This window comes from Streptomyces sp. KL116D (assembly GCF_030766975.1).
GTDB lineage: Bacteria > Actinomycetota > Actinomycetes > Streptomycetales > Streptomycetaceae > Streptomyces > Streptomyces longispororuber_A.
On the sequence record NZ_JASERH010000026.1, the window covers coordinates 117,576 to 142,209 of the forward strand.

At 69.1% G+C, this 24,634-nt stretch carries 23 protein-coding genes and 2 tRNA genes; 18 read left to right on the forward strand and 7 right to left on the reverse strand.

Annotation, left to right across the window (positions count from 1 at the left end):
• The first annotated feature begins 58 nt into the window (after window positions 1–58).
• From recF to RBJ77_RS08415, 6 genes are all read left to right on the forward strand, one after another.
• Window positions 59–1,183, forward strand: coding sequence for a DNA replication/repair protein RecF (gene recF / locus RBJ77_RS08390; RefSeq protein WP_372344353.1), 1,125 nt, complete (start codon window positions 59–61; stop codon window positions 1,181–1,183).
• The gene (locus tag RBJ77_RS08395) at window positions 1,180–1,740 is read left to right on the forward strand and encodes a DUF721 domain-containing protein (RefSeq protein ID WP_372344354.1); all 561 of its coding nucleotides are present in this window, start codon (window positions 1,180–1,182) and stop codon (window positions 1,738–1,740) included. Before recF ends, RBJ77_RS08395 begins: the two co-directional genes overlap by 4 nt.
• 275 nt (window positions 1,741–2,015) lie before the next feature.
• Window positions 2,016–4,088, forward strand: coding sequence for a DNA topoisomerase (ATP-hydrolyzing) subunit B (gene gyrB, locus RBJ77_RS08400; RefSeq protein ID WP_372344355.1), 2,073 nt, complete (start codon window positions 2,016–2,018; stop codon window positions 4,086–4,088).
• 42 nt (window positions 4,089–4,130) lie between these two features.
• On the forward strand, window positions 4,131–6,755 hold the full coding sequence (gene gyrA, locus RBJ77_RS08405; RefSeq protein WP_372344356.1) for a DNA gyrase subunit A: 2,625 nt from the start codon (window positions 4,131–4,133) through the stop codon (window positions 6,753–6,755).
• An 18-nt stretch (window positions 6,756–6,773) separates the two neighbouring features.
• On the forward strand, window positions 6,774–7,463 hold the full coding sequence (locus RBJ77_RS08410) for a DUF3566 domain-containing protein (protein ID WP_372344357.1): 690 nt from the start codon (window positions 6,774–6,776) through the stop codon (window positions 7,461–7,463).
• A 143-nt stretch (window positions 7,464–7,606) separates the two neighbouring features.
• A tRNA-Ile gene (locus tag RBJ77_RS08415) sits at window positions 7,607–7,680 on the forward strand.
• Between the two features lie 58 nt (window positions 7,681–7,738).
• On the opposite strand, the gene RBJ77_RS08420 is transcribed toward RBJ77_RS08415, so the two are convergent.
• Window positions 7,739–8,152: a DUF6193 family natural product biosynthesis protein gene (locus RBJ77_RS08420; protein WP_372344358.1), complete on the reverse strand. Its 414-nt coding sequence runs from the start codon at window positions 8,150–8,152 to the stop codon at window positions 7,739–7,741.
• A gap of 220 nt (window positions 8,153–8,372) precedes the next feature.
• Here RBJ77_RS08420 and RBJ77_RS08425 point away from each other — a divergent pair, with 220 nt between their 5' ends.
• A complete protein-coding gene (locus RBJ77_RS08425; RefSeq protein ID WP_372344359.1) occupies window positions 8,373–8,840 on the forward strand; it encodes a hypothetical protein in 468 nt (155 codons plus the stop codon).
• 477 nt (window positions 8,841–9,317) lie between these two features.
• Here RBJ77_RS08425 and RBJ77_RS08430 read toward each other — a convergent pair whose 3' ends face one another.
• Window positions 9,318–9,656, reverse strand: a complete 339-nt coding sequence (locus RBJ77_RS08430) for a DUF6344 domain-containing protein (protein WP_372344360.1) — start codon at window positions 9,654–9,656, stop codon at window positions 9,318–9,320.
• A 325-nt stretch (window positions 9,657–9,981) separates the two neighbouring features.
• Here RBJ77_RS08430 and RBJ77_RS08435 point away from each other — a divergent pair, with 325 nt between their 5' ends.
• On the forward strand, window positions 9,982–10,110 hold the full coding sequence (locus RBJ77_RS08435; protein ID WP_003999697.1) for a DLW-39 family protein: 129 nt from the start codon (window positions 9,982–9,984) through the stop codon (window positions 10,108–10,110).
• 214 nt (window positions 10,111–10,324) lie between these two features.
• Entirely contained in the window at window positions 10,325–11,818 is a 1,494-nt protein-coding gene (locus RBJ77_RS08440; RefSeq protein WP_372344361.1) for a hypothetical protein, read from the forward strand.
• A 98-nt stretch (window positions 11,819–11,916) separates the two neighbouring features.
• Here RBJ77_RS08440 and RBJ77_RS08445 read toward each other — a convergent pair whose 3' ends face one another.
• Complete coding sequence (locus RBJ77_RS08445; protein ID WP_372344362.1) at window positions 11,917–13,677, reverse strand: protein kinase; 1,761 nt, start codon at window positions 13,675–13,677, stop codon at window positions 11,917–11,919.
• Between the two features lie 135 nt (window positions 13,678–13,812).
• Entirely contained in the window at window positions 13,813–14,361 is a 549-nt protein-coding gene (locus tag RBJ77_RS08450; protein ID WP_255973463.1) for a helix-turn-helix domain-containing protein, read from the reverse strand.
• 183 nt (window positions 14,362–14,544) lie between these two features.
• Here RBJ77_RS08450 and RBJ77_RS08455 point away from each other — a divergent pair.
• Window positions 14,545–14,617 (forward strand) — tRNA-Ala (locus tag RBJ77_RS08455).
• Window positions 14,618–14,713: 96 nt separating this feature from the next.
• On the opposite strand, the gene RBJ77_RS08460 is transcribed toward RBJ77_RS08455, so the two are convergent.
• Complete coding sequence (locus RBJ77_RS08460) at window positions 14,714–15,418, reverse strand: DUF5324 family protein (RefSeq protein WP_372344392.1); 705 nt, start codon at window positions 15,416–15,418, stop codon at window positions 14,714–14,716.
• Window positions 15,419–15,741: 323 nt separating this feature from the next.
• Here RBJ77_RS08460 and RBJ77_RS08465 point away from each other — a divergent pair, with 323 nt between their 5' ends.
• Together RBJ77_RS08465 and RBJ77_RS08470 are read left to right on the forward strand one after the other, a co-directional pair.
• On the forward strand, window positions 15,742–16,269 hold the full coding sequence (locus RBJ77_RS08465) for a peptidylprolyl isomerase (RefSeq protein ID WP_372344363.1): 528 nt from the start codon (window positions 15,742–15,744) through the stop codon (window positions 16,267–16,269).
• 114 nt (window positions 16,270–16,383) lie between these two features.
• Window positions 16,384–17,277, forward strand: coding sequence for a rhomboid family intramembrane serine protease (locus RBJ77_RS08470; protein ID WP_372344364.1), 894 nt, complete (start codon window positions 16,384–16,386; stop codon window positions 17,275–17,277).
• Between the two features lie 301 nt (window positions 17,278–17,578).
• Here RBJ77_RS08470 and crgA read toward each other — a convergent pair whose 3' ends face one another.
• Complete coding sequence (gene crgA / locus RBJ77_RS08475; protein WP_255973469.1) at window positions 17,579–17,836, reverse strand: cell division protein CrgA; 258 nt, start codon at window positions 17,834–17,836, stop codon at window positions 17,579–17,581.
• Window positions 17,837–17,989: 153 nt separating this feature from the next.
• On the opposite strand from crgA, the gene RBJ77_RS08480 reads away from it, so the two are divergent.
• The 6 genes from RBJ77_RS08480 to RBJ77_RS08505 are packed head-to-tail and all read left to right on the forward strand — an operon-like array spanning window position 17,990 to window position 22,403.
• Window positions 17,990–18,769, forward strand: a complete 780-nt coding sequence (locus RBJ77_RS08480) for a DUF881 domain-containing protein (RefSeq protein ID WP_372344365.1) — start codon at window positions 17,990–17,992, stop codon at window positions 18,767–18,769.
• Window positions 18,770–18,795: 26 nt separating this feature from the next.
• Window positions 18,796–19,503 carry a class E sortase gene (locus RBJ77_RS08485; RefSeq protein ID WP_372344393.1) on the forward strand — a complete coding sequence of 236 codons (708 nt, stop codon included), beginning with the start codon at window positions 18,796–18,798 and terminating at the stop codon, window positions 19,501–19,503.
• A 40-nt stretch (window positions 19,504–19,543) separates the two neighbouring features.
• Window positions 19,544–19,705 (forward strand): hypothetical protein, encoded by a 162-nt coding sequence (locus RBJ77_RS08490; RefSeq protein ID WP_150188316.1) that lies wholly within the window; start codon window positions 19,544–19,546, stop codon window positions 19,703–19,705.
• Window positions 19,702–20,340 (forward strand): aminodeoxychorismate/anthranilate synthase component II, encoded by a 639-nt coding sequence (locus RBJ77_RS08495; protein ID WP_255973473.1) that lies wholly within the window; start codon window positions 19,702–19,704, stop codon window positions 20,338–20,340. The genes RBJ77_RS08490 and RBJ77_RS08495 overlap by 4 nt, the downstream gene beginning before the upstream one ends.
• Window positions 20,337–21,620, forward strand: a complete 1,284-nt coding sequence (locus tag RBJ77_RS08500; protein ID WP_372344366.1) for a class E sortase — start codon at window positions 20,337–20,339, stop codon at window positions 21,618–21,620. Before RBJ77_RS08495 ends, RBJ77_RS08500 begins: the two co-directional genes overlap by 4 nt.
• Before the next feature lie 48 nt (window positions 21,621–21,668).
• Window positions 21,669–22,403 (forward strand): class E sortase, encoded by a 735-nt coding sequence (locus tag RBJ77_RS08505; RefSeq protein WP_372344367.1) that lies wholly within the window; start codon window positions 21,669–21,671, stop codon window positions 22,401–22,403.
• An 80-nt stretch (window positions 22,404–22,483) separates the two neighbouring features.
• Here RBJ77_RS08505 and pknB read toward each other — a convergent pair whose 3' ends face one another.
• Window positions 22,484–24,475: a Stk1 family PASTA domain-containing Ser/Thr kinase gene (gene pknB, locus RBJ77_RS08510; protein ID WP_372344368.1), complete on the reverse strand. Its 1,992-nt coding sequence runs from the start codon at window positions 24,473–24,475 to the stop codon at window positions 22,484–22,486.
• Between the last annotated feature and the right edge of the window lie 159 nt (window positions 24,476–24,634).

Genomic DNA, 24,634 nt, shown 5'->3' on the forward strand with positions numbered 1-24,634 from the left:
TAATCCACAGCTGTAGACAACCGCTGTTCAGAACGTTGGGGGAGGTCGGCCCACGACCATGCACGTCACGCATCTGTCGCTGGCCGACTTCCGCTCGTACGCCCGGGCCGAGGTCCCTCTCGACCCGGGCGTCACCGCGTTCGTGGGCCCCAACGGACAGGGCAAGACGAACCTGGTGGAGGCCGTCGGCTACCTCGCCACACTCGGCAGTCACCGGGTCTCCTCGGACGCGCCCCTGGTCCGCATGGGGGCCGAGCGCGCCGTGATCAGGGCCCAGGTCCGGCAGGGCGAGCGGCAGCAGCTCATCGAGCTCGAACTGAACCCCGGCAAGGCGAACCGCGCGCGGATCAACAGGTCGTCGCAGGTCAGGCCGCGTGACGTGCTGGGCATCGTCAGGACCGTGCTGTTCGCCCCCGAGGACCTGGCCCTGGTGAAGGGCGATCCGGGCGAGCGCCGCCGCTTCCTGGACGAGCTGATCACCGCCCGCTCCCCGCGGATGGCCGGCGTGCGCTCCGACTACGACCGGGTCCTCAAGCAGCGCAACACGCTCCTGAAGTCGGCCGCCCTCGCGCGGCGGCACGGCGGCCGCTCCATGGACCTGTCCACGCTCGACGTGTGGGACCAGCACCTCGCGCGCGCGGGCGCGGAGCTGCTCGCCCAGCGGCTCGACCTGATCGCGACGCTGCAGCCGCTGGCCGACAAGGCGTACGAGCAGCTGGCGCCCGGCGGCGGACCGGTCGCCCTGGACTACAAGCCGTCCTCGCCCGAGATCGTCGGGCACGCGCGCGAGGAGCTCTACGAGCAGCTCCTGGCCGCACTCGAAGCCGCCCGCAAGCAGGAGATCGAGCGGGGCGTCACGCTGGTCGGCCCGCACCGCGACGAGCTGCTCCTCAAGCTCGGCCAGCTGCCCGCGAAGGGGTACGCGAGCCACGGCGAGTCCTGGTCGTACGCGCTGGCGCTGCGGCTGGCCTCGTACGACCTGCTGCGGGCCGAGGGGAACGAGCCGGTGCTCGTCCTCGACGACGTCTTCGCCGAGCTCGACGCGCGGCGCAGGGAGCGGCTGGCGGAGCTGGTGGCGCCCGGTGAGCAGGTTCTGGTGACGGCCGCGGTCGACGACGACGTACCGGGCGTGCTGGCGGGTACCCGGTACGCGGTCTCCGACGGGACGGTGGAGCGTCTGTGAGCGCCGACGAACCCGGCGGAAACGCCGGTGCGCCGCGGGAACCACAAGGCGATCCCGAGCATTCAGGAGTCGACCTCGCCCGCGTCGCCCTCCGTGCGGCCAAAGAGGCGGCACGCGCGCGTGGTGCCTCGGCACAGCAGAAGAAGCAGGCCCGGCGCGGCGGCGGACTGCGGTCGGGTGCGCGCGCCGACGGGCGGGATCCGATGGGCCTCGGCGCGGCCATCAACCGGCTGATCACCGAGCGCGGCTGGGAGACCCCGGCGGCCGTCGGCGGCGTGATGGGCCGCTGGCCGCAGATCGTCGGTGACGACCTCGCCAAGCACTGCGTGCCGCAGAAGTACGACGAGGACGAGCGCGTCCTGGTCGTGCAGTGCGATTCGACGGCCTGGGCGACGCAGGTGCGGATGCTGGCTCCGCAGCTGGTCAGACGCCTGAACGAGGACCTCGGGCACGGCACCGTGCGGCGCATCGACATCAAGAATCCCGGCAGTGGCGCCCGTCGCTACGGCCCCTTGCGAGCCCCCGGAAGCACAGGTCACGACGACACCTACGGGTGAGCGCGCGCACACGGTAGCGGGGGGTTGACACCCCGAAGCGCTGAGTGCCGCTGTGAGCCTCTTGGAGCCCCGCTCCCCATAGGGGGAGTCGGGCGAGACCGGTTGAGGGCGGCACATGGGGACTCAGGTACCGGCAAACCCCCATCACTGTCAGTGCTACCGGTACACTGGAGAGCAATCCCGCCCCACTTGTGGGACGCACCGAGCAACGCTGACTAGGGCCTACCGAAAAAACACGCCGCAGCCGCTCCGGCCACCAACCGGGAGCTTGGCTTGTGCTGTGCCAGAAAGGGCGCTTCGTGGCCGATTCCGGCAACCCCAACGAGAACATCCCGACCATCGACGCTGACGCGCACGCGAACGTAGGGGCGACAGACGCCTCGTACGACGCGAGCGCGATCACCGTCCTCGAAGGGCTGGACGCGGTCCGCAAGCGACCTGGCATGTACATCGGCTCGACCGGTGAGCGTGGTCTGCACCACATGGTGCAGGAGGTCGTGGACAACTCCGTCGACGAGGCGCTGGCCGGTCACGCGGACACGATCGACGTCACGATCCTTCCCGACGGCGGCGTCCGCGTCATCGACAACGGCCGCGGCATCCCCGTCGGCATCATCCCCTCCGAGGGGAAGCCGGCCGTCGAGGTCGTCCTGACCGTGCTGCACGCGGGCGGCAAGTTCGGCGGCGGCGGTTACGCCGTGTCCGGCGGTCTGCACGGCGTCGGTGTCTCCGTCGTGAACGCCCTGTCCACGAAGGTCTCCGTCGAGATCAAGACCGACGGCCACCGCTGGACGCAGGACTACAAGGCGGGCGTGCCGACCGCACCGCTCGCCCAGCACGAGGCCACCGAGGAGACCGGTACCTCGGTCACCTTCTGGGCCGACGGCGACATCTTCGAGACCACCGAGTACTCCTTCGAGACGCTGTCGCGGCGCTTCCAGGAGATGGCCTTCCTCAACAAGGGCCTGACGATCAAGCTGACGGACGAGCGCGAGTCGGCCAAGGCCACCGCCGGTGCCGACAGCGCCGAGGGCGCCGACGACCACGAAGCGCGGACGGTGACGTACCACTACGAAGGCGGCATCGTCGACTTCGTGAAGTACCTCAACTCCCGCAAGGGCGAGGTCGTCCACCCCTCCGTGATCGACATCGAGGCCGAGGACAAGGAGAAGCTCCTTTCCGTCGAGGTCGCGATGCAGTGGAACACGAGTTACAGCGAGGGCGTCTACTCCTTCGCGAACACGATCCACACGCACGAGGGCGGCACCCACGAGGAGGGCTTCCGTGCCGCGCTGACCGGTCTCATCAACCGGTACGCGCGCGACAAGAAGCTGCTGCGCGAGAAGGACGACAACCTCACGGGTGACGACATCCGCGAGGGTCTGACCGCGATCATCTCGGTGAAACTCGGCGAGCCGCAGTTCGAGGGCCAGACCAAGACCAAGCTGGGCAACACCGAGGCGAAGACCTTCGTCCAGAAGGTCGTGCACGAGCACCTCACGGACTGGCTCGACCGGAACCCGGTCGAGGCGTCGGACATCATCCGCAAGTCCATCCAGGCGGCCACCGCGCGCGTGGCGGCCCGCAAGGCGCGCGACCTGACCCGTCGCAAGGGTCTGCTGGAGTCCGCGTCCCTGCCGGGCAAGCTCTCCGACTGCCAGTCGAACGACCCCACCAAGTGCGAGATCTTCATCGTCGAGGGTGACTCCGCCGGCGGCTCGGCCAAGTCCGGCCGGAACCCGCAGTACCAGGCGATCCTCCCGATCCGAGGCAAGATCCTCAACGTCGAGAAGGCGCGGATCGACAAGATCCTGCAGAACCAGGAGATCCAGGCACTGATCTCCGCGTTCGGCACCGGAGTCCACGAGGACTTCGACATCGAGAAGCTCCGCTACCACAAGATCATCCTGATGGCGGACGCCGACGTCGACGGCCAGCACATCAACACCCTGCTGCTGACCTTCCTGTTCCGCTTCATGCGGCCGCTGGTCGAGGCCGGGCACGTGTTCCTGTCGCGTCCGCCGCTCTACAAGATCAAGTGGGGCCGTGAGGACTTCGAGTACGCGTACTCGGACCGCGAGCGCGACGCCCTGATCGAGCTGGGCAAGCAGGCCGGCAAGCGCATCAAGGACGACTCGGTCCAGCGCTTCAAGGGTCTCGGTGAGATGAACGCCGAGGAGCTGCGCATCACGACCATGGACCAGGAGCACCGCGTCCTCGGCCAGGTCACCCTCGACGACGCCGCCCAGGCCGACGACCTGTTCTCGGTCCTCATGGGTGAGGACGTCGAGGCGCGCCGATCGTTCATCCAGCGCAACGCCAAGGACGTCCGCTTCCTCGACATCTGAGTCGGTCTCAGCTGACCGCCGCAGAAAGGATCTTCACCAGCAATGGCCGACGAGAACACCCCCATTACTCCTGGCATCCCTGAAGAGGGCGGCGACATCGCCATGCGCATCGAGCCCGTCGGGCTCGAGACGGAGATGCAGCGCTCCTACCTCGACTACGCGATGTCCGTCATCGTGTCCCGCGCCCTGCCGGACGTGCGCGACGGACTCAAGCCCGTCCACCGCCGCGTCCTGTACGCGATGTACGACGGCGGCTACCGGCCCGAGAAGGGCTTCTACAAGTGCGCCCGCGTCGTCGGCGACGTCATGGGCAACTACCACCCGCACGGCGACTCCTCGATCTACGACGCCCTGGTCCGCCTGGCGCAGCCGTGGTCGATGCGGATGCCGCTGGTGGACTCCAACGGAAACTTCGGCTCTCCGGGCAACGACCCCGCCGCCGCCATGCGCTACACCGAGTGCAAGATGGCGCCGCTGTCCATGGAGATGGTCCGGGACATCGACGAGGAGACCGTCGACTTCACGGACAACTACGACGGCCGCTCCCAGGAGCCGACCGTCCTGCCGGCCCGCTTCCCGAACCTGCTGATCAACGGCTCGGCCGGCATCGCGGTCGGCATGGCCACCAACATCCCGCCGCACAACCTGCGCGAGGTCGCGGCGGGCGCCCAGTGGTACCTGGAGAACCCGGAGGCCTCGCACGAGGAGCTCCTGGACGCGCTCATCGAGCGCATCAAGGGCCCCGACTTCCCGACCGGCGCCCTCGTGGTGGGCCGCAAGGGCATCGAAGAGGCGTACCGCACCGGTCGTGGCTCCATCACGATGCGCGCGGTCGTCGAGGTCGAGGAGATCCAGAACCGCCAGTGCCTGGTGGTCACCGAACTCCCGTACCAGGTCAACCCGGACAACCTCGCGCAGAAGATCGCCGACCTGGTCAAGGACGGCAAGGTCGGCGGCATCGCCGACGTCCGTGACGAGACGTCGTCGCGCACCGGCCAGCGCCTCGTCATCGTGCTGAAGCGCGACGCCGTCGCCAAGGTCGTCCTGAACAACCTCTACAAGCACACCGACCTGCAGACGAACTTCGGCGCCAACATGCTGGCGCTCGTCGACGGCGTGCCGCGCACCCTCTCGCTGGACGCGTTCATCCGCCACTGGGTGGGCCACCAGGTCGAGGTCATCGTCCGCCGTACGCGGTTCCGGCTGCGCAAGGCCGAGGAGCGCGCCCACATCCTGCGCGGCCTCCTGAAGGCCCTGGACGCCATCGACGAGGTCATCGCACTCATCCGGCGCAGTGACACCGTGGAGGTCGCGCGAGAGGGCCTCATGGGCCTCCTGCAGATCGACGAGATCCAGGCCAACGCGATCCTCGAGATGCAGCTGCGCCGACTGGCCGCCCTGGAGCGCCAGAAGATCGTCGCCGAGCACGACGAACTGCAGCTGAAGATCGACGAGTACAACGCGATCCTGGCCTCCCCGGAGCGCCAGCGCCAGATCATCAGCGAGGAACTCGCGGCGATCGTCGACAAGTTCGGCGAGGACCGCCGCTCCAAGCTGGTGCCCTTCGACGGTGACATGTCCATCGAGGACCTGATCGCCGAAGAGGACATCGTCGTCACCATCACGCGCGGTGGCTACGTCAAGCGCACCAAGACGGTCGACTACCGCTCGCAGAAGCGCGGCGGCAAGGGCGTCCGCGGTACGAAGCTCAAGGAAGACGACATCGTCGACCACTTCTTCGTGTCCACGACGCACCACTGGCTGCTGTTCTTCACGAACAAGGGCCGCGTCTACCGCGCGAAGGCGTACGAGCTCCCGGACGCCGGCCGTGACGCCCGTGGGCAGCACGTCGCCAACCTGCTGGCCTTCCAGCCGGACGAGGCGATCGCCGAGATCCTCGCGATCCGCGACTACGACGCGGCGCCCTACCTGGTCCTCGCCACCAAGGCGGGCCTCGTGAAGAAGACGTCCCTGAAGGACTACGACTCGCCGCGTTCCGGTGGCGTCATCGCCATCAACCTCCGCGAAGCGGCGGACGGTTCCGACGACGAGCTGATCGGCGCCGAGCTGGTCTCCTCCGAGGACGATCTGCTCCTCATCAGCAAGAAGGCGCAGTCCATCCGGTTCACCGCGACGGACGACGCACTGCGCCCGATGGGCCGTGCCACCTCGGGCGTCAAGGGGATGAGTTTCCGCGAGGGCGACGAGCTGCTCTCGATGAATGTCGTCCGGCCGGGTACTTTCGTGTTCACCGCCACCGACGGTGGGTACGCAAAGCGGACCAACGTCGACGAGTACCGCGTCCAGGGTCGCGGTGGCCTCGGTATCAAGGCCGCCAAGATCGTGGAGGACCGTGGATCGCTCGTCGGCGCCCTGGTGGTCGAGGAGACCGACGAGATCCTCGCCATCACGCTGTCCGGCGGTGTGATTCGTACGCGAGTCAACGAGGTCAGGGAGACGGGCCGTGACACCATGGGCGTCCAACTGATCAACCTGGGCAAGCGCGATGCCGTCGTCGGCATCGCTCGTAACGCCGAGGCCGGTCGTGAGGCCGAGGAAGTCGACGGAGACGCCGCGGAGGACGCGGACGGCGCCGTGACCGACGAATCGGCCCAGGACGAGAATGCCGTCGGAACGGACGAGGGCGGGCAGTCCTCGGCCGAGTAGCGCGAGGAGTGAGTCATCGTGAGCGGAGCCACGGGCGCAGGCCCTACCGGGGCATCCCCCGGTACGGAAACCGAGGGCGGCCGTGGCTCCGCTCATGACTCGCAGGACTCGCACGAGTCTCATGGATCCCAGGGGGGAACTGTGACGGACACCCGAGGTCCGCAGACCCAGCAGTACGCAGCCGGTGGTGGCGGACCCCTGCCGGGTGAGAGGCAGGAGCCGCAGCAGGCGGCCCAGCCGTATCACCCGCCGCAGGCGTACCAGAACGCCCCGGCAGGAGCGGCAGCTCCGGCAGGAGCGGTCCGCAGGCCGCGCACCGGGGCACGCACCACCCCGCGCACCCGCAAGGCGCGGCTGCGCGTGGCCAAGGCCGATCCGTGGTCGGTGATGAAGGTCAGCTTCCTGCTCTCCATCGCGCTCGGCATCTGCACGATCATCGCGGCCGCCGTGCTGTGGATGGTCATGGACGCCATGGGCGTCTTCTCCACGGTCGGCGGCACGATCTCCGAGGCCACGGGCTCGAACGAGTCCAACGGCTTCGACCTCCAGTCGTTCCTGTCGCTGCCGCGCGTCCTGATGTTCACGACCGTCATCGCGGTCATCGACGTCGTCCTGGCGACGGCGCTCGCGACGCTCGGCGCCTTCATCTACAACCTCTCCGCCGGCTTCGTCGGCGGCATCGAGCTCACGCTCGCCGAGGACGAGTAGGCGCTTCTCCGCTGCCTACGGGCCGTTGGAGAGCAGCTGGAGAGCCGCTGGTGGGCGGGCCAGGACTATCGATTTTGGGACTGGCCCCCTGGTGCGCTAATCTTCAGAGGTCAGCGCGCGGGACACACACCGCAGAGCGCGGCGGGGCTATAGCTCAGTTGGTTAGAGCGCATCCCTGATAAGGATGAGGCCACAGGTTCAAATCCTGTTAGCCCCACATGCGAAAAGACCCCCAGTCGGAATCGGCTGGGGGTCTTTGACATCTACGGCTGACATCAGCCGCTCTGTGCCTGATCTCTGTCCTTCTGCTGATCCAGCTTCGTGGCTTCGTGCGCGGCAAGCTCTTCAGGGGTGCCCACGAAGGCAGGACCGCAGTCCGGCGGCAGGCGGTCGACCACGAGGGCGATGGCTTCCTGCACTGTGGCTACCTGTCCTACCCACTCGGATCGCAGCGGCCCGAGGGCCCAATAGGTGCCTTCGGTGCCGGGCGCGATGTAGGGGATGTCCCAAGTCCACCCCTTCTCGGTGCAACGGCTGAAATGAAGCTCCCCCATGCCCGTCCAGGGGAAGAGCTGCCGCAGACGCGGCTCGGCGTAGGCGGCTTCCAGTAGCTCGGTGTGAACGCGCCCGTCGTCACGTACCTTCTGCCAGCCCGCTTCGACGATGGGGTTCGATGAGTTCTGGGTCATGGCGCCATCATGCGCCTGCCTCAGAGCCCCAGGACGAGCTAGCCGATCAACGGATCTTCCAGAAGCTCGGCGAGCATCGCGACGGCTTGCCGCTCGTCGGAGCCGACCACATGCGTGTAGACGTCCGTCTTGATGGATCGAGGGCCTGTTCCTGGCCGTGCGGATCGCGGGGGGCGGGCACACCGTTCCACTCGCCGCCTACGAGCGGGAGGCTGCCCACATGAATCCTGTCTTCACGAGCCTGGTTGCGGTGGTCGGCACCCTTGCTGGTTCCACTCTCACGTTCCTGTTCCAGCGACATATCGCTCGTCAGGGCGAGGTGTTCGCGCGCAGCCAGCAGTTATGGCATGAGAAGACTGCTGCCTACACCGCACTGGCCGCCAGCCTCACGGACTTTCGGCGGAGCCAGAACGACCGCTGGCACTTGGAACGGGAGGATCCCGCCCATGCCGATGTCGTCAGGGCACGCGAAGAGTCCTACCAGCGGCGGGCCGACGCTACCGCGGCCTTGTGCCGGGTGCGTCTTGTCTGTGGTGATTCAGCCCTGAGCCAGCTGGCTCAAGATGCCCTCGACGCCGCAACTGATGTCCATCTGGCGGGGAGTGAGCAAGATCGCGCAGAGCGTGGCCAGACCGCCCGTCTGGCTCTCGACAGTTTCCTGGCTCAGGCAGCGTCACAGATCCTCTAGGCCGCCGTGCTGCGGGGAGCTGCCTACGGGAGGCGTCCTCTTTCGTTGTGCTGCCGTCCGTCCCGGACTCCGGACACGCCGAAAGGGCCCTCTCAGCCGAAGTGAGCGGCTGGGGCCTCGTGTCCTGCGTGTTGGTGCGTCTACGGGTTCGTGCTGGGCGTTCTCGCGGCTGATCTCAGGGGCGGCCCATCTGAATGCCGCCGTCTGTCTGCCGTGCCGCATGCGTACGTAGGACGTACTGCGGCTCTTGGGCTGTGTGCGGTCCTGCGGTCCTGCTGTTGTTCTGCGGTCCTGCGTTCCTGCGTTCCTGCGGTCTTTCGAGCCTTCAGTGTTTCTCGTTCACTGCGCGTACTTCATTTGCTGCGCCTACTGCGCCTACTGCGCCTACTGCGGTGCTTCGGCGACTTGGGCGACTTCGGTGTTGCCGTTCCTACAAGGTGGAGCGTTCAGCCCTGCTCGTCGCGTGGACGGTGCGGGCTACGGCTGGGCCGCGAGTGCCTCGGTCGCCAGGCCCGCGTCGCTGTCGTCCTGCTCGGTGTCGGCCGGCGGGCGGTGGCGGCAGCTCGGGGAGGAACCGTGCGCCTCGGCGCGGATGCGCTGCTTCATCGTGGGTGGCAGGGACCTCTTGAAGGCCCAGTAGAGCGGAGCGGAGGCAGTGGCGGGGGCGCTGACCGCGGTGGCGTTGCGGGCGGCCTCCTCCGTCTGTTGCGCGGGAGCGGCCGCGGCGGCCGGGGAGACGAGTCCGAGCGCCGAGAAGAGCGCGATGAAGGCAGAGATGACGACGGTCCACAGCGTCATGACCCGGTTCTTGGTCATGGCCCCTCACTTTCAGGTTGGGCGATTTGCGTACTTTCCTCATGATGTGTATGCGGAGCCTGAAGTGTGGGACCGGCGCCCGTGGCGCGTCGATCTTCAGATGAACACCACTCGGATGGGCGCAAGAAGCCCTGAATGTCGATGAATGCGGTGAATTTCACAGTCTGGGAGTGACTGGAAGGCGATGTTCGGAGTTGCAGGGTCCGGTTCGACTGCTGTACGCCTGGCGGGAGTTGGGGTCCAGCCAGGTCACCGATCGATATCGGTCGGTGTGTATAGTCGGGCGCCAGAGGTCCCCTACGTCAACGAAAGACGAGGTCGCGCGGTGAAGAAGCTTCTCCTGGTCGCACTGGCCGCCATCGGCGGGCTCCTCGTGTACCGCCAGATCCAGGCGGATCGCGCCGAGCAGGATCTGTGGACGGAGGCGACTGACTCCGTGCCCACGGGTTCGTGAGTATCGACAACAGTCACTTCACAGACCCCGGTCGCAGCAGCGGCCGGGGTTTTGTGTTGCCGGGATGTCCCGGGATGCGTAGATCCTCGGTCTTGTGTACGGCGTCGGGCGGGCGCGTTCACGTATGCGACGCCCTCCCTTGCGCGCGCAAATGAGTGGCGGGATTCCGGCGCACGGCGGGCAGGACGCGGGCCGGGGCGGCAGGATGCGGTCCATGGGGAGGCTCATGAGGCGGCTGGTGGAGGTGCGGGGCGGCCGAGGTCTGGCGGCAGTCGTCGCCGGGGCGGGGCTGTGCGCGGCGTCTGCGCTGCCCGCGACCGCGGCAGGGGACACCGATCCTTACGTCTTCGCCGACGGTGCCCGCAGCGTGACCGGGGCGCGGAGCAGTACGGATGCGCCGCGGCTCAAGACGGGCGAGACCTACCGGAGTTCGCTGGGGACCGGATCGCGCGGCACCGCCTACTTCAGCGTCGAGCTGGACGGCGCCGCCAACGCGTACGCCTCCGTCGTCGCCGTTCCCCCGCTGGGATCCGATGTGAGGGCGACGTACTCGGACGGCATCTCCGTGACGCTGAAGGATCGCAACGGGAACCGCTGCGACGCGGAACACGCCACATTCCGTTCCGGGGCGTACCCGCGGCCGATCGCGGCCGTCGCCGAGCGGCTCGTGCGGTCCGGCGGGCTGCGGTGCCAGACGGCGGGGACCTACTACGTGGTCGTGGAACGGAAGGCGGACGCCGAGTCCACGCGGGAGCCCTGGGGGCTCGAGCTGAAGGTCGCCACCGAACCGGGCCTCGTGTCGCCGGCGCCCACGCAGGGACCGGAGGTCTGGCCGTCCGCGTCGGTGCAGCCGCCGGCCGGGTCGGGGGCGCAGCGCAGCGGGGGCACCGGCTTCAACGATGCCCGGGCGTTGACGTCCGGCGTGTGGAAGGACCGGATCGGGCCCGGGCAGAGCCACTTCTACCGGGTTCCGGTGCGGTGGGGGCAGCAGCTCTTCCTCGACGCGGAGTTGGGCAGTGAGGCGGGCGACACGGCGCGCAGGGGGACCGTGGCAGGGGCCCTCGACATGGAGCTGTACAACCCGGCGCGGGCCTCGGTGGCGGCCAAGGAGGCCTCCTACGCGGGGGATCCGACGTCGGCGGCCTTCGATCCGCTGCCGCCCGTGGCGTACGAGAACCGCCATCTGATGCGGGACGACGAGGCGGCGATGCGGTTCGCCGGCTGGTACTACGTCAAGGTCACCCTCAATCCGGCGATGGCGGAGAAGTTCGGGGACAAGGCGTCCGGTGTGACGCTGCGGGTGACGGTGGACGGTGATGCGGAACGGGCGCCGGACTACGTGCGTGACGCGGGGGAGTTCCAGGTGACCGAGGGGGACCTGGAAGCCGCCGAGAGCGGGGAGGGCGGGGCGGTCTGGAGCGAGGACTCGAAGGGGAGCGGGTCGGGGGCGGGCGGGGCCGATGAGGGTTCCCGTTCCGGCTCGGGCTCTGGTTCCGGTCGTGAGGGGTCCGGTGGGTCCGGTGGGGCTTCCTCGGGTGCGGCGGGCGATGCGGCCGGGGCCGGCTCCGGTTCTGCTTCCTCTTCTACGTCGCCGGGGAGCGGGGCGATGACGGTGCTGGGGGTCGCGGGGATCGGCACGGGCACCGCACTGCTGCTGTGGCTCGGGGTGTGGCGGATGGTCGCGGTGCGGCGGATGCGGGTGAGGTAGGTGGCCGTCGGCTCGCCGGGACGGTGCCTCAGGTCCGGTGCCCCTGGGGGCCTCGGGTCGATGCTTCCTGGGCCCCAGGCCCGATGCCTCCTGGTGCCTCAGGCCTGGGTCAGCGCCCAGATGCCCACGGCGAAGCAGAGCAGGGCCAGGAGAAGGACCGGGATCGTCACCTTTGGGGGCGGTCCCGGTCGGCGTTTGGGAACCTCTCGGCTTCGAGCGGTGTACAGAGAGTGACGGCTTCGTTCGTGCGGGACCAGGGCGGTCGTCGCGTGGGCCGGCTGAGGGGAGAGGGCATGAGGGGCGTGGGTGACGTGAGTGACGTGGCTGGCGTGGCTGGCGTGGGGGACATGGGTGGCTTCGGGCGGGAGGGGCGACGTGCGTGGGGCGACGGCGAAGGGGTGCGGTTCGGGCGTCGGGTCGGAGGCGTCTGGGGTGGGGCCGGGCTGTGGTTCCGGCGTCGGCGGCTGGTGCCCGGACGTCGGCTCGGGCATCGGGGCGAGGGGAAGGACCGCCGGCATAGGGGGTACCGGTGGTGGCGGTGGCGGGAGCTGGTCGTCGGGCGTCAGCGGCGGGGGGAGGTGGAAGCTTCCCGTCTCCGACATGGAGGGGAGCGGAGCGGGCGGGCCCGGCTCCTGGATCGACCCCTGCACCGGTTCTTGTCGGGCCGGTTCCTGAGCCGGTTCTCGGACCGGTTCCTCCACCGGCTCCTGGGCCGGCTCCCGGACCGGTTCTCGGGCTGGCTCTCGGGCCGGATTCGGGAGCTGTTCCTGAACCTGGTCCTGGAGCGGTTCCCGGGGCGGCAGCGGCGTGGACTCGGGCTGCGGCGTGGGCTCGGGGTGTGGCAGGGAAGGGGGCTCGGCCGGTGGGGCGGGGACCATGCGCGGGGCCGTGGGAGGCGTGGCATAGGGCGTGGGGTGCTCGCCCGGTGGGGTCGGACGCGTCGCCGTGGTGTGTACGGGGCGGGCGCGGCGGCCACGGGTGGCGGGGCCGTTCGGGCCGAACCCAGGGGGGAGCGGGCCGAGTTGGTCGAAGACCTCGATCAGCTCGTCGTCGGGGCCGGGCTCGGGCAGCAGCTCCGTGGCCGCGAGGAGGGCCTTGCGCGCGCCGGTGGCGGTGCGGAAGCGGGCATCCGGATCGGGCTGCAGCAGCCCGGCGAGGACACCCCACAGCGGGCCCGGGACGCCTTGCGGTGCGCCGGGAGTGCCGTGGTCCGCGAAGTGTTCGATCAGCGCCTTGGAGTCGGGCTTGGCGCCTTCGAGGAGGTAGAGCGCGACGAGTCCCGCGGCGAAGAGGTCGGCGGGGAAGTCGGGCTCCGCGCCCAGCGCCTGCTCGGGCGCGAAGTAACCGGGCGTCCCCACGACGTAGTTGGTCTCCGTGAGACGCGGCTCGCCCTTGCGCATCGCGATGCCGAAGTCCGAGAGGCGCAGGTGCGGCAGGCCGGTGCCGGTGGCCTCGAGCAGGATGTTGGCGGGCTTGATGTCGCGGTGCACGACGCCCTCGGCGTGCACCGCGGTGAGGCCCGACAGGAGCTGGTCGAGCAGGACGCAGACGAACTGCGGCGGCAGCGGGCCGTAGTCGCCGATGAGATGGGCCAGCGAGCCGCCCGCGACCAGCTCCATGGTGAACAGGACCTTGTCGTCGTCCGCGGCCCAGCTGGCCGGGGCCAGCACGTGCGGATGATCGATGCGCAGTGCCTGCTCGCGCACGAAGCGCAGCAGCGTGTGGGCGTCGCTCTGCTGGAGGACCTTGGCCGCCACATAGCGGTGGCGCCGGTGGTCCCAGGCGCGCCAGACCGCGCCCACTCCCCCACGGCCGATCGGATCGGCCAGCTCGTACCGGCCGGCGAAGACCTCACCCATGGTCGTGCGTCGCTCCCCTCCCGGGCCCGCGATGCGGAAGGCCCCCTCGGACGTCGCGCAGGGTCCCCCGGTCCACCCCGCGGCCGCCGGCGAGGGCGGCCGCGGAGCGGCACCCGGTGCCGCGTCCCCTCGGGGTCAGCTCTGGTGTGCCTGGTAGTGGGCGACGGCGTCGGACGTGCGCCCGGCGCCGTACACCCGGAGGAACTCTGCCAGTTCCGGGTGGGTGGGGGCGAGGGAGTCCGCGGCGTCGATGATGTCGCCGGCCGCCGAGACGGAGCGCAGCAGCGACTGGATCTCACGGACGACGCGCTTCACGGTGGGCGCGCCCGAACTGGTCGACGTCTGGCCGGTGTTGGTGAGCATCGAGCCGCCCTGCGACTTCTTGATCTCGTCCATGCGCTCGGTGGCCTCGGCCGCGCTGACACTGCCGTCGGCCACCTGACCTGCCAGGTCCTGCAGCAGCTGCACGCGCTGCACCACGGCCGGGTTGCCGATCTTGGCGCGCTGGCCGCTCATCAGCTGGGACAGCATGGGCGCGGAAAGGCCGAGGACGCCCGCCAGGCGGGCCTGGTTGAGGCCGAGATCCTCGATCAGCCGACGGAAGAGCGCCCCCAGCGGCTCCCCGTACCAGTTCCGCTGGAGCTCCCGGGCTCTTGCGGTAGCTTCCTGCTGTGCGGCGTCCATTGCGTCTCCCCATCGCTTCCCCAAGTACGGTGCTTCGCTGCCGCGAAGCACGTGGGGCATCTTACGGAGAGTGGTCGCCCGCCGGGACCCCCAATCCTTTTGCGGGATACCGGGGGTGACCCGGTACTCTGGTCTGCGGTGCTCGCCCGGGGCGTAGATCTTCCCGTGCGATGCGCTGTTTTCGGGGCCTTAGCTCAGTTGGTAGAGCGCTGTCTTTGCATGGCAGATGTCAGGGGTTCGACTCCCCTAGGCTCCACAGCCCGAAGCCCCTCCGGCCAGGTTCCGTCCTGGTCGGAGGGGCTTCGTCGTTCCTGTGGGCGCCCGCGGTGCGGGCTTCGGCACGGGGTCGGGCTCAGCGCCTGCCCTCCGGGCCGGTGTCCGCCTCGGCCTCGGCCTGCTTGGCCTGCACCTCGGGGTCGAGGATGTCCTGGCCACTGCCGTCGACGGAGGTCAGCGGCGTGGAGTCGGGCACCTCGGTGGCGGCCGGCGGTTCGACGAGCCAGTCTGGGTTGGCCTGCTTGTCCCACCACTTCCAGGCGACGAAGGCGCCGCCCGCCAGAACTCCGAGGACGGCCAGGCCCTTGGCGAGGCGACCGGCACGTGCCCGGCGCTCGTGCTTGCGGGCGAGCTTGCGGATCTCCTTCGGGGAGACCTGTCCGCGCAGGGCGGCGATGGCGGCCACACTGCGGGCCGCCGCCTCCTCGCGCACGGGACCGGTCGCGGCCACGGCCTGCTCGATCCGCGGCTTCGAGTACTCGGCGGCCTGGCGGGCAGCGTTCATGGTGCGGACCGCGGCTTCGTGCGCGGCGTGATCGACCTTCGGCGGTACGTGGGTGCGTGCCTGCTCCAGACGTGGAGCGAGGTGGGCGCCGTACTGGACACGCGCCTGCTGCGCTGCCTGCGAGACCTTCGGGCCGAGCACGACGCGGGCGTCGTGCGCGTACTGGGCGGCCCGGTCCTTGGCCGTTTCGGCGTAGGGCGCCACCACTTCCGCGGCGTGCAGCACGCTGTCCTTCGCCGAGCCGGTCGCGGCGCGCACGCTGTCGATGCGGGTCACGGGATCCTCCTCCTCGGTGGCGTACAGGTATTTCACCTTTCCACCCTTTTGCGGATCATGCCTGCCAGAAGCGCCAATGCGGTGGTAAGGCTTGGTAGGACTCAGTAAGGATCGGTAAGGGGCCTGGCGACGACAATGCCACGGATCGTGGCGGGGCGCGCCTGCTCGGTACCGAGTAGACCGGTTTTCGGTGGCTGAAACCCCGGGCGCCCCGGTCGGTCGCTGGTGGAGACCCGCGCACAACCCTGACAAGTCCGCCGGGGGCCGCCCCGGCCGAGCCGTGCGAGGATCGGGAAGGCACCAGAGTCAACGGAAGGCAGATCGTGGCCGAGCAGCTGTACGCCACCCTCAAGACCAATCAGGGCGACATCGAGGTGCGGCTCCTGCCGAACCACGCTCCGAAGACGGTCAAGAACTTCGTGGAGCTCGCCAAGGGTGAGCGTGAGTGGACCAACCCGGAGACCGGCGAGAAGTCCACGGCCCCGCTCTACGACGGCACGGTCTTCCACCGGGTGATCAGCGGCTTCATGATCCAGGGCGGCGACCCGCTGGGCAACGGCACGGGTGGCCCGGGTTACCAGTTCGAGGACGAGTTCCACCCCGACCTGGCCTTCACCAAGCCGTACCTGCTGGCCATGGCCAACGCCGGGCCGGGGACGAACGGCTCGCAGTTCTTCATCACCGTCTCGCCGACCGCCTGGCTGACCCGCAAGCACACCATCTTCGGTGAGGTCGTCGACGAGGCCAGCCAGAAGATCGTGAACGCCATCGCCACCACGCAGACCAATCCGCGCACGGACCGTCCGGTCAACGACGTGGTCATCGAGTCGGTGACCGTCGAGACCCGGTAAGCCCGGAGGGAACCAATTCGCCCTGCTCGTCCGTAAGGATGGGCGGGGCGCTGTGTTGAGGGACCCGGCGCCGACGTATCCGTACGAACCGCTCTGTACGAGGGGACGACCGTCATGGACCAGGCGCCCGGCAGCCCGCAGGAACCGCAGGACGCCCAGGGCCTGCCCGGCTGCTACCGGCACCCGGACCGGCTGACGGGGATCCGCTGCACCCGTTGCGAGCGGCCCATCTGTCCGGAGTGCATGGTCAGCGCCTCGGTCGGGTTCCAGTGTCCCGAGTGCGTCCGGGGCGGATCGGGGACCGGGCACGCGCCCACCGCGAACCAGCCGCGGACGATGGCCGGGGGCACGGTCGCCGCCGACCCCCGCCTGGTCACCAAGGTGCTGGTCGGGCTGTGTCTCGCCGCGTTCCTGGTGCAGCTCACGGTCGGGGACCGGTTCACCGACCGGTTCGACATGCTGGGCCGCGCCTGGGTGCCCGGGCTCGGGCTCGAAGGGGTCGCGGAAGGGCAGTGGTACCGGCTGCTGACCGCGATGTTCCTGCACGGCGGCTACATCCACCTCGCCTTCAACATGCTCAGCCTGTGGTGGATCGGCGGTCCGCTGGAGGAGGCGCTCGGCCGGGCCCGCTACCTCGCGCTGTACTTCGTGTCCGGACTCGCGGGCAGCGCGCTCAGCTATCTCCTCGCCGCACCGAACCAGCCCTCGCTCGGTGCCTCCGGAGCGATCTTCGGACTCTTCGGCGCGACCGCCGTGCTGATGCGCCGGCTCAACTACGACATGCGTCCGGTCATCGCGCTGCTCGTGATCAACCTGATCTTCACGTTCAGCTGGGCGAACATCGCCTGGCAGGCCCACATCGGCGGCCTGGTCGGCGGGCTCGTCGTCGGGTACGCCATGGTGCACGCCCCGCGCGAGCGGCGGGCCCTCATCCAGTACGGGACCTGCGCCGTGGTGCTGCTCGCCGTGCTCGTCACCGTCGTCGTACGGACCGCGCAGCTCACCTGAGCCCGGTATTTCACCGATGATGACCGACGTTGTCCACAGCGTGTGCCGGATCTTGTGCATGCCGTGGAGAACAACTGTGCCCCTTGTCGCTGACCTGGGTTTTCCCAGGAAGGGCAAGGGGCGAACAGGTGGTCGAGCGAGGGGGAGCCGGTCACACCGGCGTCAACACCCAGTGGGTTATCCACAGATCGTCTGACCTTTTCCCCACTGTGGAAAGTCCTGTGGATAACTCAGTGGATAGCTTGGGGCAGAGCTGCTTCCCCGGGTGCTTCCGCGGTTGCTTCCCGAAGGGCTTCCGCGGTCACTTCCACTGCGTGGAGACGCCGAAGCCCGCGGCGATGAAGCCGAATCCCACGACGATGTTCCAGTTGCCGAGCGAATCGATCGGCATGGATCCGTCCGTCACGTAGAAGACGACAATCCAGGCAAGTCCGATCAGGAACATCGCCAGCATCACCGGGGCCACCCAGCCGCGGTTGGTCAGCTTGATGTTCGCGGCCTGCTTCGAGGCGGGCGGCGGCGTGTAATCGGCCTTCTTGCGGATACGTGACTTCGGCACGAGGGTCTCTCCTGTCGATGCGCTGCGTGGCCGCGCAGGGAACGTGGGCTGGCTCCGGAGCAGCGTACAAGTGGAAGTTCAAGGGAATCTGAGCGCTCCCCCGGGCGTCCGTTAGCGTAGTGCTTCCGCGGCGCCGAAGGAGATAAGGGTACGTTGAGCAATTCTGCCGACCCTCGAACCGGGCCTGACCAAGGTTCCGCCCGGGGCCGATTCCGGCCCGTGCGGGTGCTCACAGTGGGCGTTTTCGCCCTCGCCGGGCTCATCTTCTTCACCAGTTTCAATACGGCCAAGGGCACCAATATCCGTACGGATGCGTCCCTTCTGAAGCTCTCCGATCTGATTCAGGAGCGCAGCCACAACAACAAGGAGCTGGAGGAGTCCAACAGCGGTGCGCGCGACGACGTCGAGGCGCTCGCCGAGCGGGACGACGGCTCCACCAAGGCGGAGGACCAGAAGCTGGACGGCCTGGAGAAGGCGTCCGGGACGAAGAAGCTGAAGGGCGAGGGCGTCTCCGTCACGCTCGACGACGCCCCGCCGAACGCCACGGCCAAGCTCCCCGGCTACCCGGAGCCCCAGCCCAACGACCTCGTCATCCACCAGCAGGACCTCCAGGCCGTGGTGAACGCCCTGTGGCACGGCGGCGCCGAGGGCATCAAGGTCATGGACCAGCGCCTCATCTCCACGTCGGCCGTGCGCTGCGTCGGCAACACCCTGATCCTCCAGGGCCGGGTCTACTCGCCCCCGTACAAGATCACGGCCGTCGGTGACCCGGAGAAGCTGAAGGACGCCGTCGCGGCCTCGCCGGAGATCCAGAACTACATGCTCTACGTCAACGCCTACGGGCTCGGCTGGAAAGTCGAGGACGACGGGGCGGTGACTCTTCCCGGCTACTCGGGCACAGTGGATCTCCACTACGCGAAGCCCGTGAACTAGCCGCCAGGAGACACCGGGGGGTGTCGGTGCGAGTCGTCGTCAGGACGTTCAGCGAGCTGTGCATCACCGTCGGCGCCGTGATCGTGCTGTTCGTCGTGTATGTGCTGTTCTGGACCGGGGTGAAGGCCGACAGCGCGATGGACCGGCAGATCGACGTCCTCCAGGACCAGTGGGCGAAGCGGCCCGTCGCGACCGCGACCCCCGCTCCCGACGCCTCGGCGGATCCGTCGACGGACTCCTCGCCGCCGAAGCCGGCCGCGTACCAGGACGGCAAGCCGTTCGCCGTGATGTACATCCCGCGGCTCGGTTTCACGTGGAACAAGCCGGTGCTGGAGGACACGAAGGTCGGGACCCTGAAGAAGGGGCTCGGGCACTACTCCGGCACCGCGCAGCTCGGGCAGAAGGGGAACTTCTCCGTCGCCGGGCACCGGCGCACGTACGGCGACCCGTTCAAGGACTTCCCGAAGCTGCGGCGGGGGGACGCCGTGGTCCTCACGGACGGGACCACCTGGTTCACGTACCTCGTCGACACCGGGCCGTACAAGACGGTGCCCAGCGACATCGGCGTCATCGACCCCGTGCCGCGCAAGTCCGGCTACGAGGAGCCCGGCCGCTATCTGACCCTGACGACGTGCGATCCCGAGTGGGGTCACAGCCATCGGCTGATCGTCTGGGCGCACCTTGATTCCACTCAGCCTGTGGAGGCAGGGAAACCGGAGGCGTTGCGCCGTTAGTCTGGTGCGGTACGCAGACGGTGTGGAGGGAGCGACCGGCATGTACGGCTGGATCTGGCGGCATCTGCCGGGGAACGCGTGGGTGAGGGCACTGATCTCGTTGGTGCTCGTCCTCGCGGTCGTGTACGTCCTCTTCCAGTACATCTTCCCGTGGGCCGAGCCGCTGCTGCCCTTCAACGACGTGACGGTGGACGGCCAGTGAGTGCGCGCATTCTCGTTGTCGACAACTACGACAGCTTCGTGTTCAACCTCGTCCAGTACCTGTACCAGCTGGGCGCCGAGTGCGAGGTGCTGCGCAACGACGAGGTGACCACCTCGCACGCGCAGGACGGCTTCGACGGCGTGCTGCTCAGCCCGGGCCCGGGCGCCCCCGAACAGGCGGGCGTGTGCATCGAGATGGTCCGGCACTGCGCCGCGACCGGGGTGCCCGTCTTCGGCGTCTGCCTCGGCATGCAGTCGATGCAGGTCGCCTACGGCGGTGTGGTGGGCCGGGCGCCGGAGCTGCTGCACGGCAAGACCTCGCTCGTCCGGCACGGCGGCAAGGGCGTCTTCGCGGGCCTGCCCGACCCGTTCACGGCGACGCGGTACCACTCGCTGGCCGCCGAGCCCGGCACCGTACCGGACGAGCTGGAGGTCACGGCGCGGACCGAGGACGGCATCGTCATGGGCCTGCGCCACCGGGAACTGCCCGTCGAGGGCGTCCAGTTCCATCCGGAGTCGGTCCTCACCGAACACGGGCACCTGATGCTGGCCAACTGGCTGGAGGAGTGCGGGGACGCGGGAGCGGTGGCCAGATCGGCCGGGCTCGCGCCCGTGGTGGGCAGGGCCTCGGCGTGACCGCGCTGCGCCCGGAGCAGGACGGGGCAGGTGGGTTCGAGGAGGCCGTACGGCGGCTCGACGACCCGCTGAACGACCCGCTGCCGGGCCGGCACCCGTCGCCGTGGTTCCGGGCGGCGGGCGCGGAACCGCAGGAGCAGCCGCAGACGGCGGCTGAGCGCCCGGAGCCCGAGCCCGAGTGGTACGACCCCGAGGGGTACGCGCAGGACTGGTACGGAGCCCAGCAGGGGCCTCGGCCGACAGCGCAGACACCACCGCAGGCGCAGCCGCACACCCAGCCGCAGCCTCATGCGCATGCGCAGCCTCAGGCACCGACACCCACACCGGCACCGGCGCCACCACCCGCGCCGTCCCTGGCGCGGGACGACGAGACGGTCGCCCTGCGCACCGCCGACACCCGCCGAATAGCCGAAGCCGGCCAGGAATCCGCACCCGGGTCCGCGCGAGAGCCCGAGCCGGTCGCCACCGGCGGCCGTGCGGCCCGCAGGAAGGCGGCGAAGCGGGGCGGCGGGCGGCACGCGGGGGCGGCGGCCGCGACACCCGCCGGGAGCGACGACGACCGGCCGCTGAGCCGGGTCGAGGCGCGGCGCGCGGCCAAGGCCCGCAAACCGAGCGCCGGGGTGATCGCGAGCCGGGCGATCGGCGAAGTCTTCATCAGCATCGGGGTGCTGATGCTGCTGTTCGTCACGTACCAGCTCTGGTGGTCGAACATCCGGGCCCACAGCCTCGCGGGGAACGCCCGCCACCACCTCGAGGACGACTGGGCGAGCGGCAAGGGCAAGCCCGACACGTTCCAGCCCGGCCAGGGCTTCGCGATCCTCTACATCCCGCGCCTCGACGTCGTCGTGCCGATCGCCGAGGGCATCAGCAAGCCCAAGGTGCTCGACAAGGGAATGGTCGGGCACTACGGCAAGGACAGCATTCCCACGGCGATGCCGGACGCGAAGCAGGGGAACTTCGCGATCGCCGGGCACCGCAACACCCACGGCGAGCCGTTCCGCTACATCAACCGCCTCGAACCGGGCGATCCGATCGTCGTCGAGACCCAGGACACGTACTACGTGTACAAGATGGCGAGCATCCTTCCGCAGACGCCGCCGTCCAACACGACGGTGCTCAATCCGATCCCGGCGGGTTCCGGATTCACCAAGGCGGGTCGTTACATCACTCTGACGACCTGCACTCCGGAATTCACCAGTACGTATCGAATGATCGTCTGGGGCAAGATGGTCGAGGAGCGCCCGCGCAGCAAGGGGAAGCCGGACGCGCTCGTCGAGTAGGCGTTCACCGGCAGCGGCATTACGGGCACAGGGACGGGGCAAGAGGAAGTGGCAGCGACGACCGACCACGAGGAAGAGGCCGAGCAGAAGGCCCCCTCGCCCCCGCCCCGGCGCGGCCGGATCGCGACCGCGGTCAGCGTCTTCGGCGAACTGCTCATCACGGCGGGCGTACTCCTGGGCCTGTTCGTCGTCTACTCGCTGTGGTGGACGAACGTGATGGCCGACCGCGCGGCGGACAAGCAGGGCGACAAGGTGCGCGACCACTGGGCCGACAACCGCGGCCCCGGCGCCCTGGACACCAAGGACGGCATCGGGTTCCTGCACGTACCGGCGATGAACAAGGGCGAGGTCCTGGTCGAGAAGGGCACCACGTCGAAGGTGCTCAACGATGGTGTGGCCGGCTACTACACGGACCCCGTGAAGGCGACGCTGCCGACCAGCGGCAAGGACGGCAACTTCTCGCTGGCCGCGCACCGGGACGGGCACGGCGCCAAGTTCCACAACATCGACAAGATCAGCAAGGGTGATCCGATCGTCTTCGAGACGAAGGACGACTGGTACGTCTACAAGGTCTTCAGCATCCTTCCGGAGACCTCGAAGTACAACGTGGACGTCATCGGCCAGGTGCCCAAGGAGTCCGGCGTGAAGAAGGCCGGGAAGTACATCACGCTGACGACCTGCACCCCGGTCTACACCTCGCGCTACCGGTACGTGGTCTGGGGCGAGCTGGAGCGCGTCGAGAAGGTCGACAGCGAGCGGACGCTGCCGAAGGAACTGCGCTAGCGGCCTTTGCCGTACGACGAAAGACCGGAGCCCCGGCCCCCTGGAGAGGGGGCCGGGGCTCCGGTCGTCACCGGTTCGGGTCAGCCGCGCAGGCCGCCGAAGAGGCCGCCGTCGCCGCCGTTGCCGTTCCCTCCGCCGCCGCCCACCGTGGTCAGCGTGACCGTGGTGCTCGCCGGGTCGGACGGGGTGTTGGCCGCCGGGTCCTGGGTGACGACGCGGGCGTCGTCGCTCTGGTCGCTGCCGGCCGCGAACTGGATGTTGGTGAAGCCCGCGTCCTGAAGGATCTTCTTGGCGTCCTTCACCTTCTGGCCCTGCACACCCGGTACCGCGGTCTGCGCGGCCGCCTTGGCGACCTTCAGCTGGACCGTGGAGCCGGGCTCCGCCTGACTGCTCGCGGCGAGGCTCTGGTTGAAGACCTTGCCGGGCTCGGCCGCGGTGGACTCCTCCTCGGTGCAGCTGGCCTGGAGGTCGCTGTCCTTGAGCTGGGCCGTGGCCTCCTCACAGGTGAGGTTGCCGCCGGAGACGTTCGGGACGGTGACCGTTTCCTTCTTCTTGGCCACGGTCAGGGTGATGGTGCTGCCCTTCTGGACCTCGGTGCCGAGCTCGGGGTCCTGGTCGAGGACCGTCCCGGGGTCCTCGGCGGACTCCTCGGACTTGGTCTCGACCGTGAACTGGTACTTGGCGCCCTCGAGCTTGGCCCGCGCGTCGTCGATGTTGTCGCCCTTGACGCTCGGCACGGCCACCTTCGGCGCACCCGTCGACATCCGGACCGTGATCGTCTCGTTCTTCGCGAGCTGACCGCTCTTCGGGTCCTGCGCGCAGACGGTCTTGGCCGGCTGGTCCTCACAGGCCATGGGGCTGCCCTTGACGACCTTCAGATCGACGTTCCCGGCCTTCTTCTCGGCCGCCGCGAACGTCTCACCCACCAGGCTCGGCACGTCGACCTTGTCGTCGCCCGCGCCGCTCCCGCTGAACGCCCACTTGCCGATCAGGATCGCGCCCACGAGCACCAGGACGCCGGCGAGCACCAGCAGGATCGTGGAGGTGCGGTTCTTGCTCTGGCGGCGCCGGTCGGGGCGGTCGTCGTAGCCGTAGCCGCCGTCGTCCGGATTGACCGGGGGCAGCATCGACGTCTGGCCGCCGCCGTTCTGCGGGCGCAGCATCGCCGTCTGCTGGTCGTCCGGGTGGCCGCCGTAGCCGACCGCGCCCATGGCGGCCGTGGCCGCGACGGGCTGGCCGTCCAGGCACGCCTCGATGTCGGCGCGCATCTCGTCGGCCGACTGGTAGCGGTAGTCCGGGTCCTTGACCAGGGCCTTCAGGACGATGGCGTCCATCTCGGGCGTGATCTCGGGGTCGAACACCGACGGCGGCTGCGCCTCTTCCCGCACGTGCTGGTACGCCACCGCGACCGGGGAGTCCCCGACGAACGGCGGACGGACCGTCAGCAGTTCGTACAGGAGGCAGCCGGTCGAGTACAGGTCGGAGCGGGCGTCGACCTGCTCGCCCTTGGCCTGCTCGGGCGAGAGGTACTGGGCCGTGCCGATGACCGCCGCGGTCTGCGTCATCGTCATGCCGGAGTCGCCCATCGCGCGGGCGATGCCGAAGTCCATGACCTTCACCTGGCCGGTGCGGGTCAGCATGACGTTGGCCGGCTTGATGTCGCGGTGGACGATGCCCGCCCGGTGCGAGTACTCCAGGGCCTGGAGGATGCCGACCGTCATCTCCATGGCGCGCTCCGGCAGGAGCTTGCGGCCGGAGTGCAGCAGCTCACGGAGCGTGGAGCCGTCGACGTACTCCATCACGATGTACGGGATGGAGACCCCGTCGACGTAGTCCTCGCCCGTGTCGTAGACCGCCACGATCGCGGGATGGTTGAGCGAGGCGGCCGACTGGGCCTCCCGGCGGAACCGGGCCTGGAACGACGGGTCGCGCGCGAGGTCCACCCGCAGCGTCTTCACCGCCACGGTGCGGCCGAGCCGGGTGTCGTGCGCGAGGTAGACCTCCGCCATGCCACCACGGCCGAGCACCTGGCCCAGCTCGTACCGGCCGCCGAGGCGACGCGGCTCTTCCATGGTTACCTACCAGCCCTCTCCGTCGGTCCCGACCGTCCCGTGCGGGGTCGGGCGGTGTGCTGTCCGGGCATACCGTACCCGGCTTGCCCGGCGTGACCTGGCCACCACCGTGACCCGTGACAGGACCGGTATCGCCACGTGCGTCTATGTGAAGAACGG

Bases quoted from the DNA above. Each gene is read 5' to 3' on its own strand.
- recF (WP_372344353.1), top strand. From the start codon at position 59: ATGCACGTCACGCATCTGTCGCTGGCCGACTTCCGCTCGTACGCCCGG.
- gyrA (WP_372344356.1), top strand. From the start codon at position 4,131: ATGGCCGACGAGAACACCCCCATTACTCCTGGCATCCCTGAAGAGGGC.
- RBJ77_RS08420 (WP_372344358.1), bottom strand. From the start codon at position 8,152: ATGACCCAGAACTCATCGAACCCCATCGTCGAAGCGGGCTGGCAGAAG.
- RBJ77_RS08425 (WP_372344359.1), top strand. From the start codon at position 8,373: ATGAATCCTGTCTTCACGAGCCTGGTTGCGGTGGTCGGCACCCTTGCT.
- RBJ77_RS08430 (WP_372344360.1), bottom strand. From the start codon at position 9,656: ATGACCAAGAACCGGGTCATGACGCTGTGGACCGTCGTCATCTCTGCC.
- RBJ77_RS08440 (WP_372344361.1), top strand. From the start codon at position 10,325: ATGGGGAGGCTCATGAGGCGGCTGGTGGAGGTGCGGGGCGGCCGAGGT.
- RBJ77_RS08445 (WP_372344362.1), bottom strand. From the start codon at position 13,677: ATGGGTGAGGTCTTCGCCGGCCGGTACGAGCTGGCCGATCCGATCGGC.
- RBJ77_RS08450 (WP_255973463.1), bottom strand. From the start codon at position 14,361: ATGGACGCCGCACAGCAGGAAGCTACCGCAAGAGCCCGGGAGCTCCAG.
- RBJ77_RS08470 (WP_372344364.1), top strand. From the start codon at position 16,384: ATGGACCAGGCGCCCGGCAGCCCGCAGGAACCGCAGGACGCCCAGGGC.
- RBJ77_RS08490 (WP_150188316.1), top strand. From the start codon at position 19,544: ATGTACGGCTGGATCTGGCGGCATCTGCCGGGGAACGCGTGGGTGAGG.
- pknB (WP_372344368.1), bottom strand. From the start codon at position 24,475: ATGGAAGAGCCGCGTCGCCTCGGCGGCCGGTACGAGCTGGGCCAGGTG.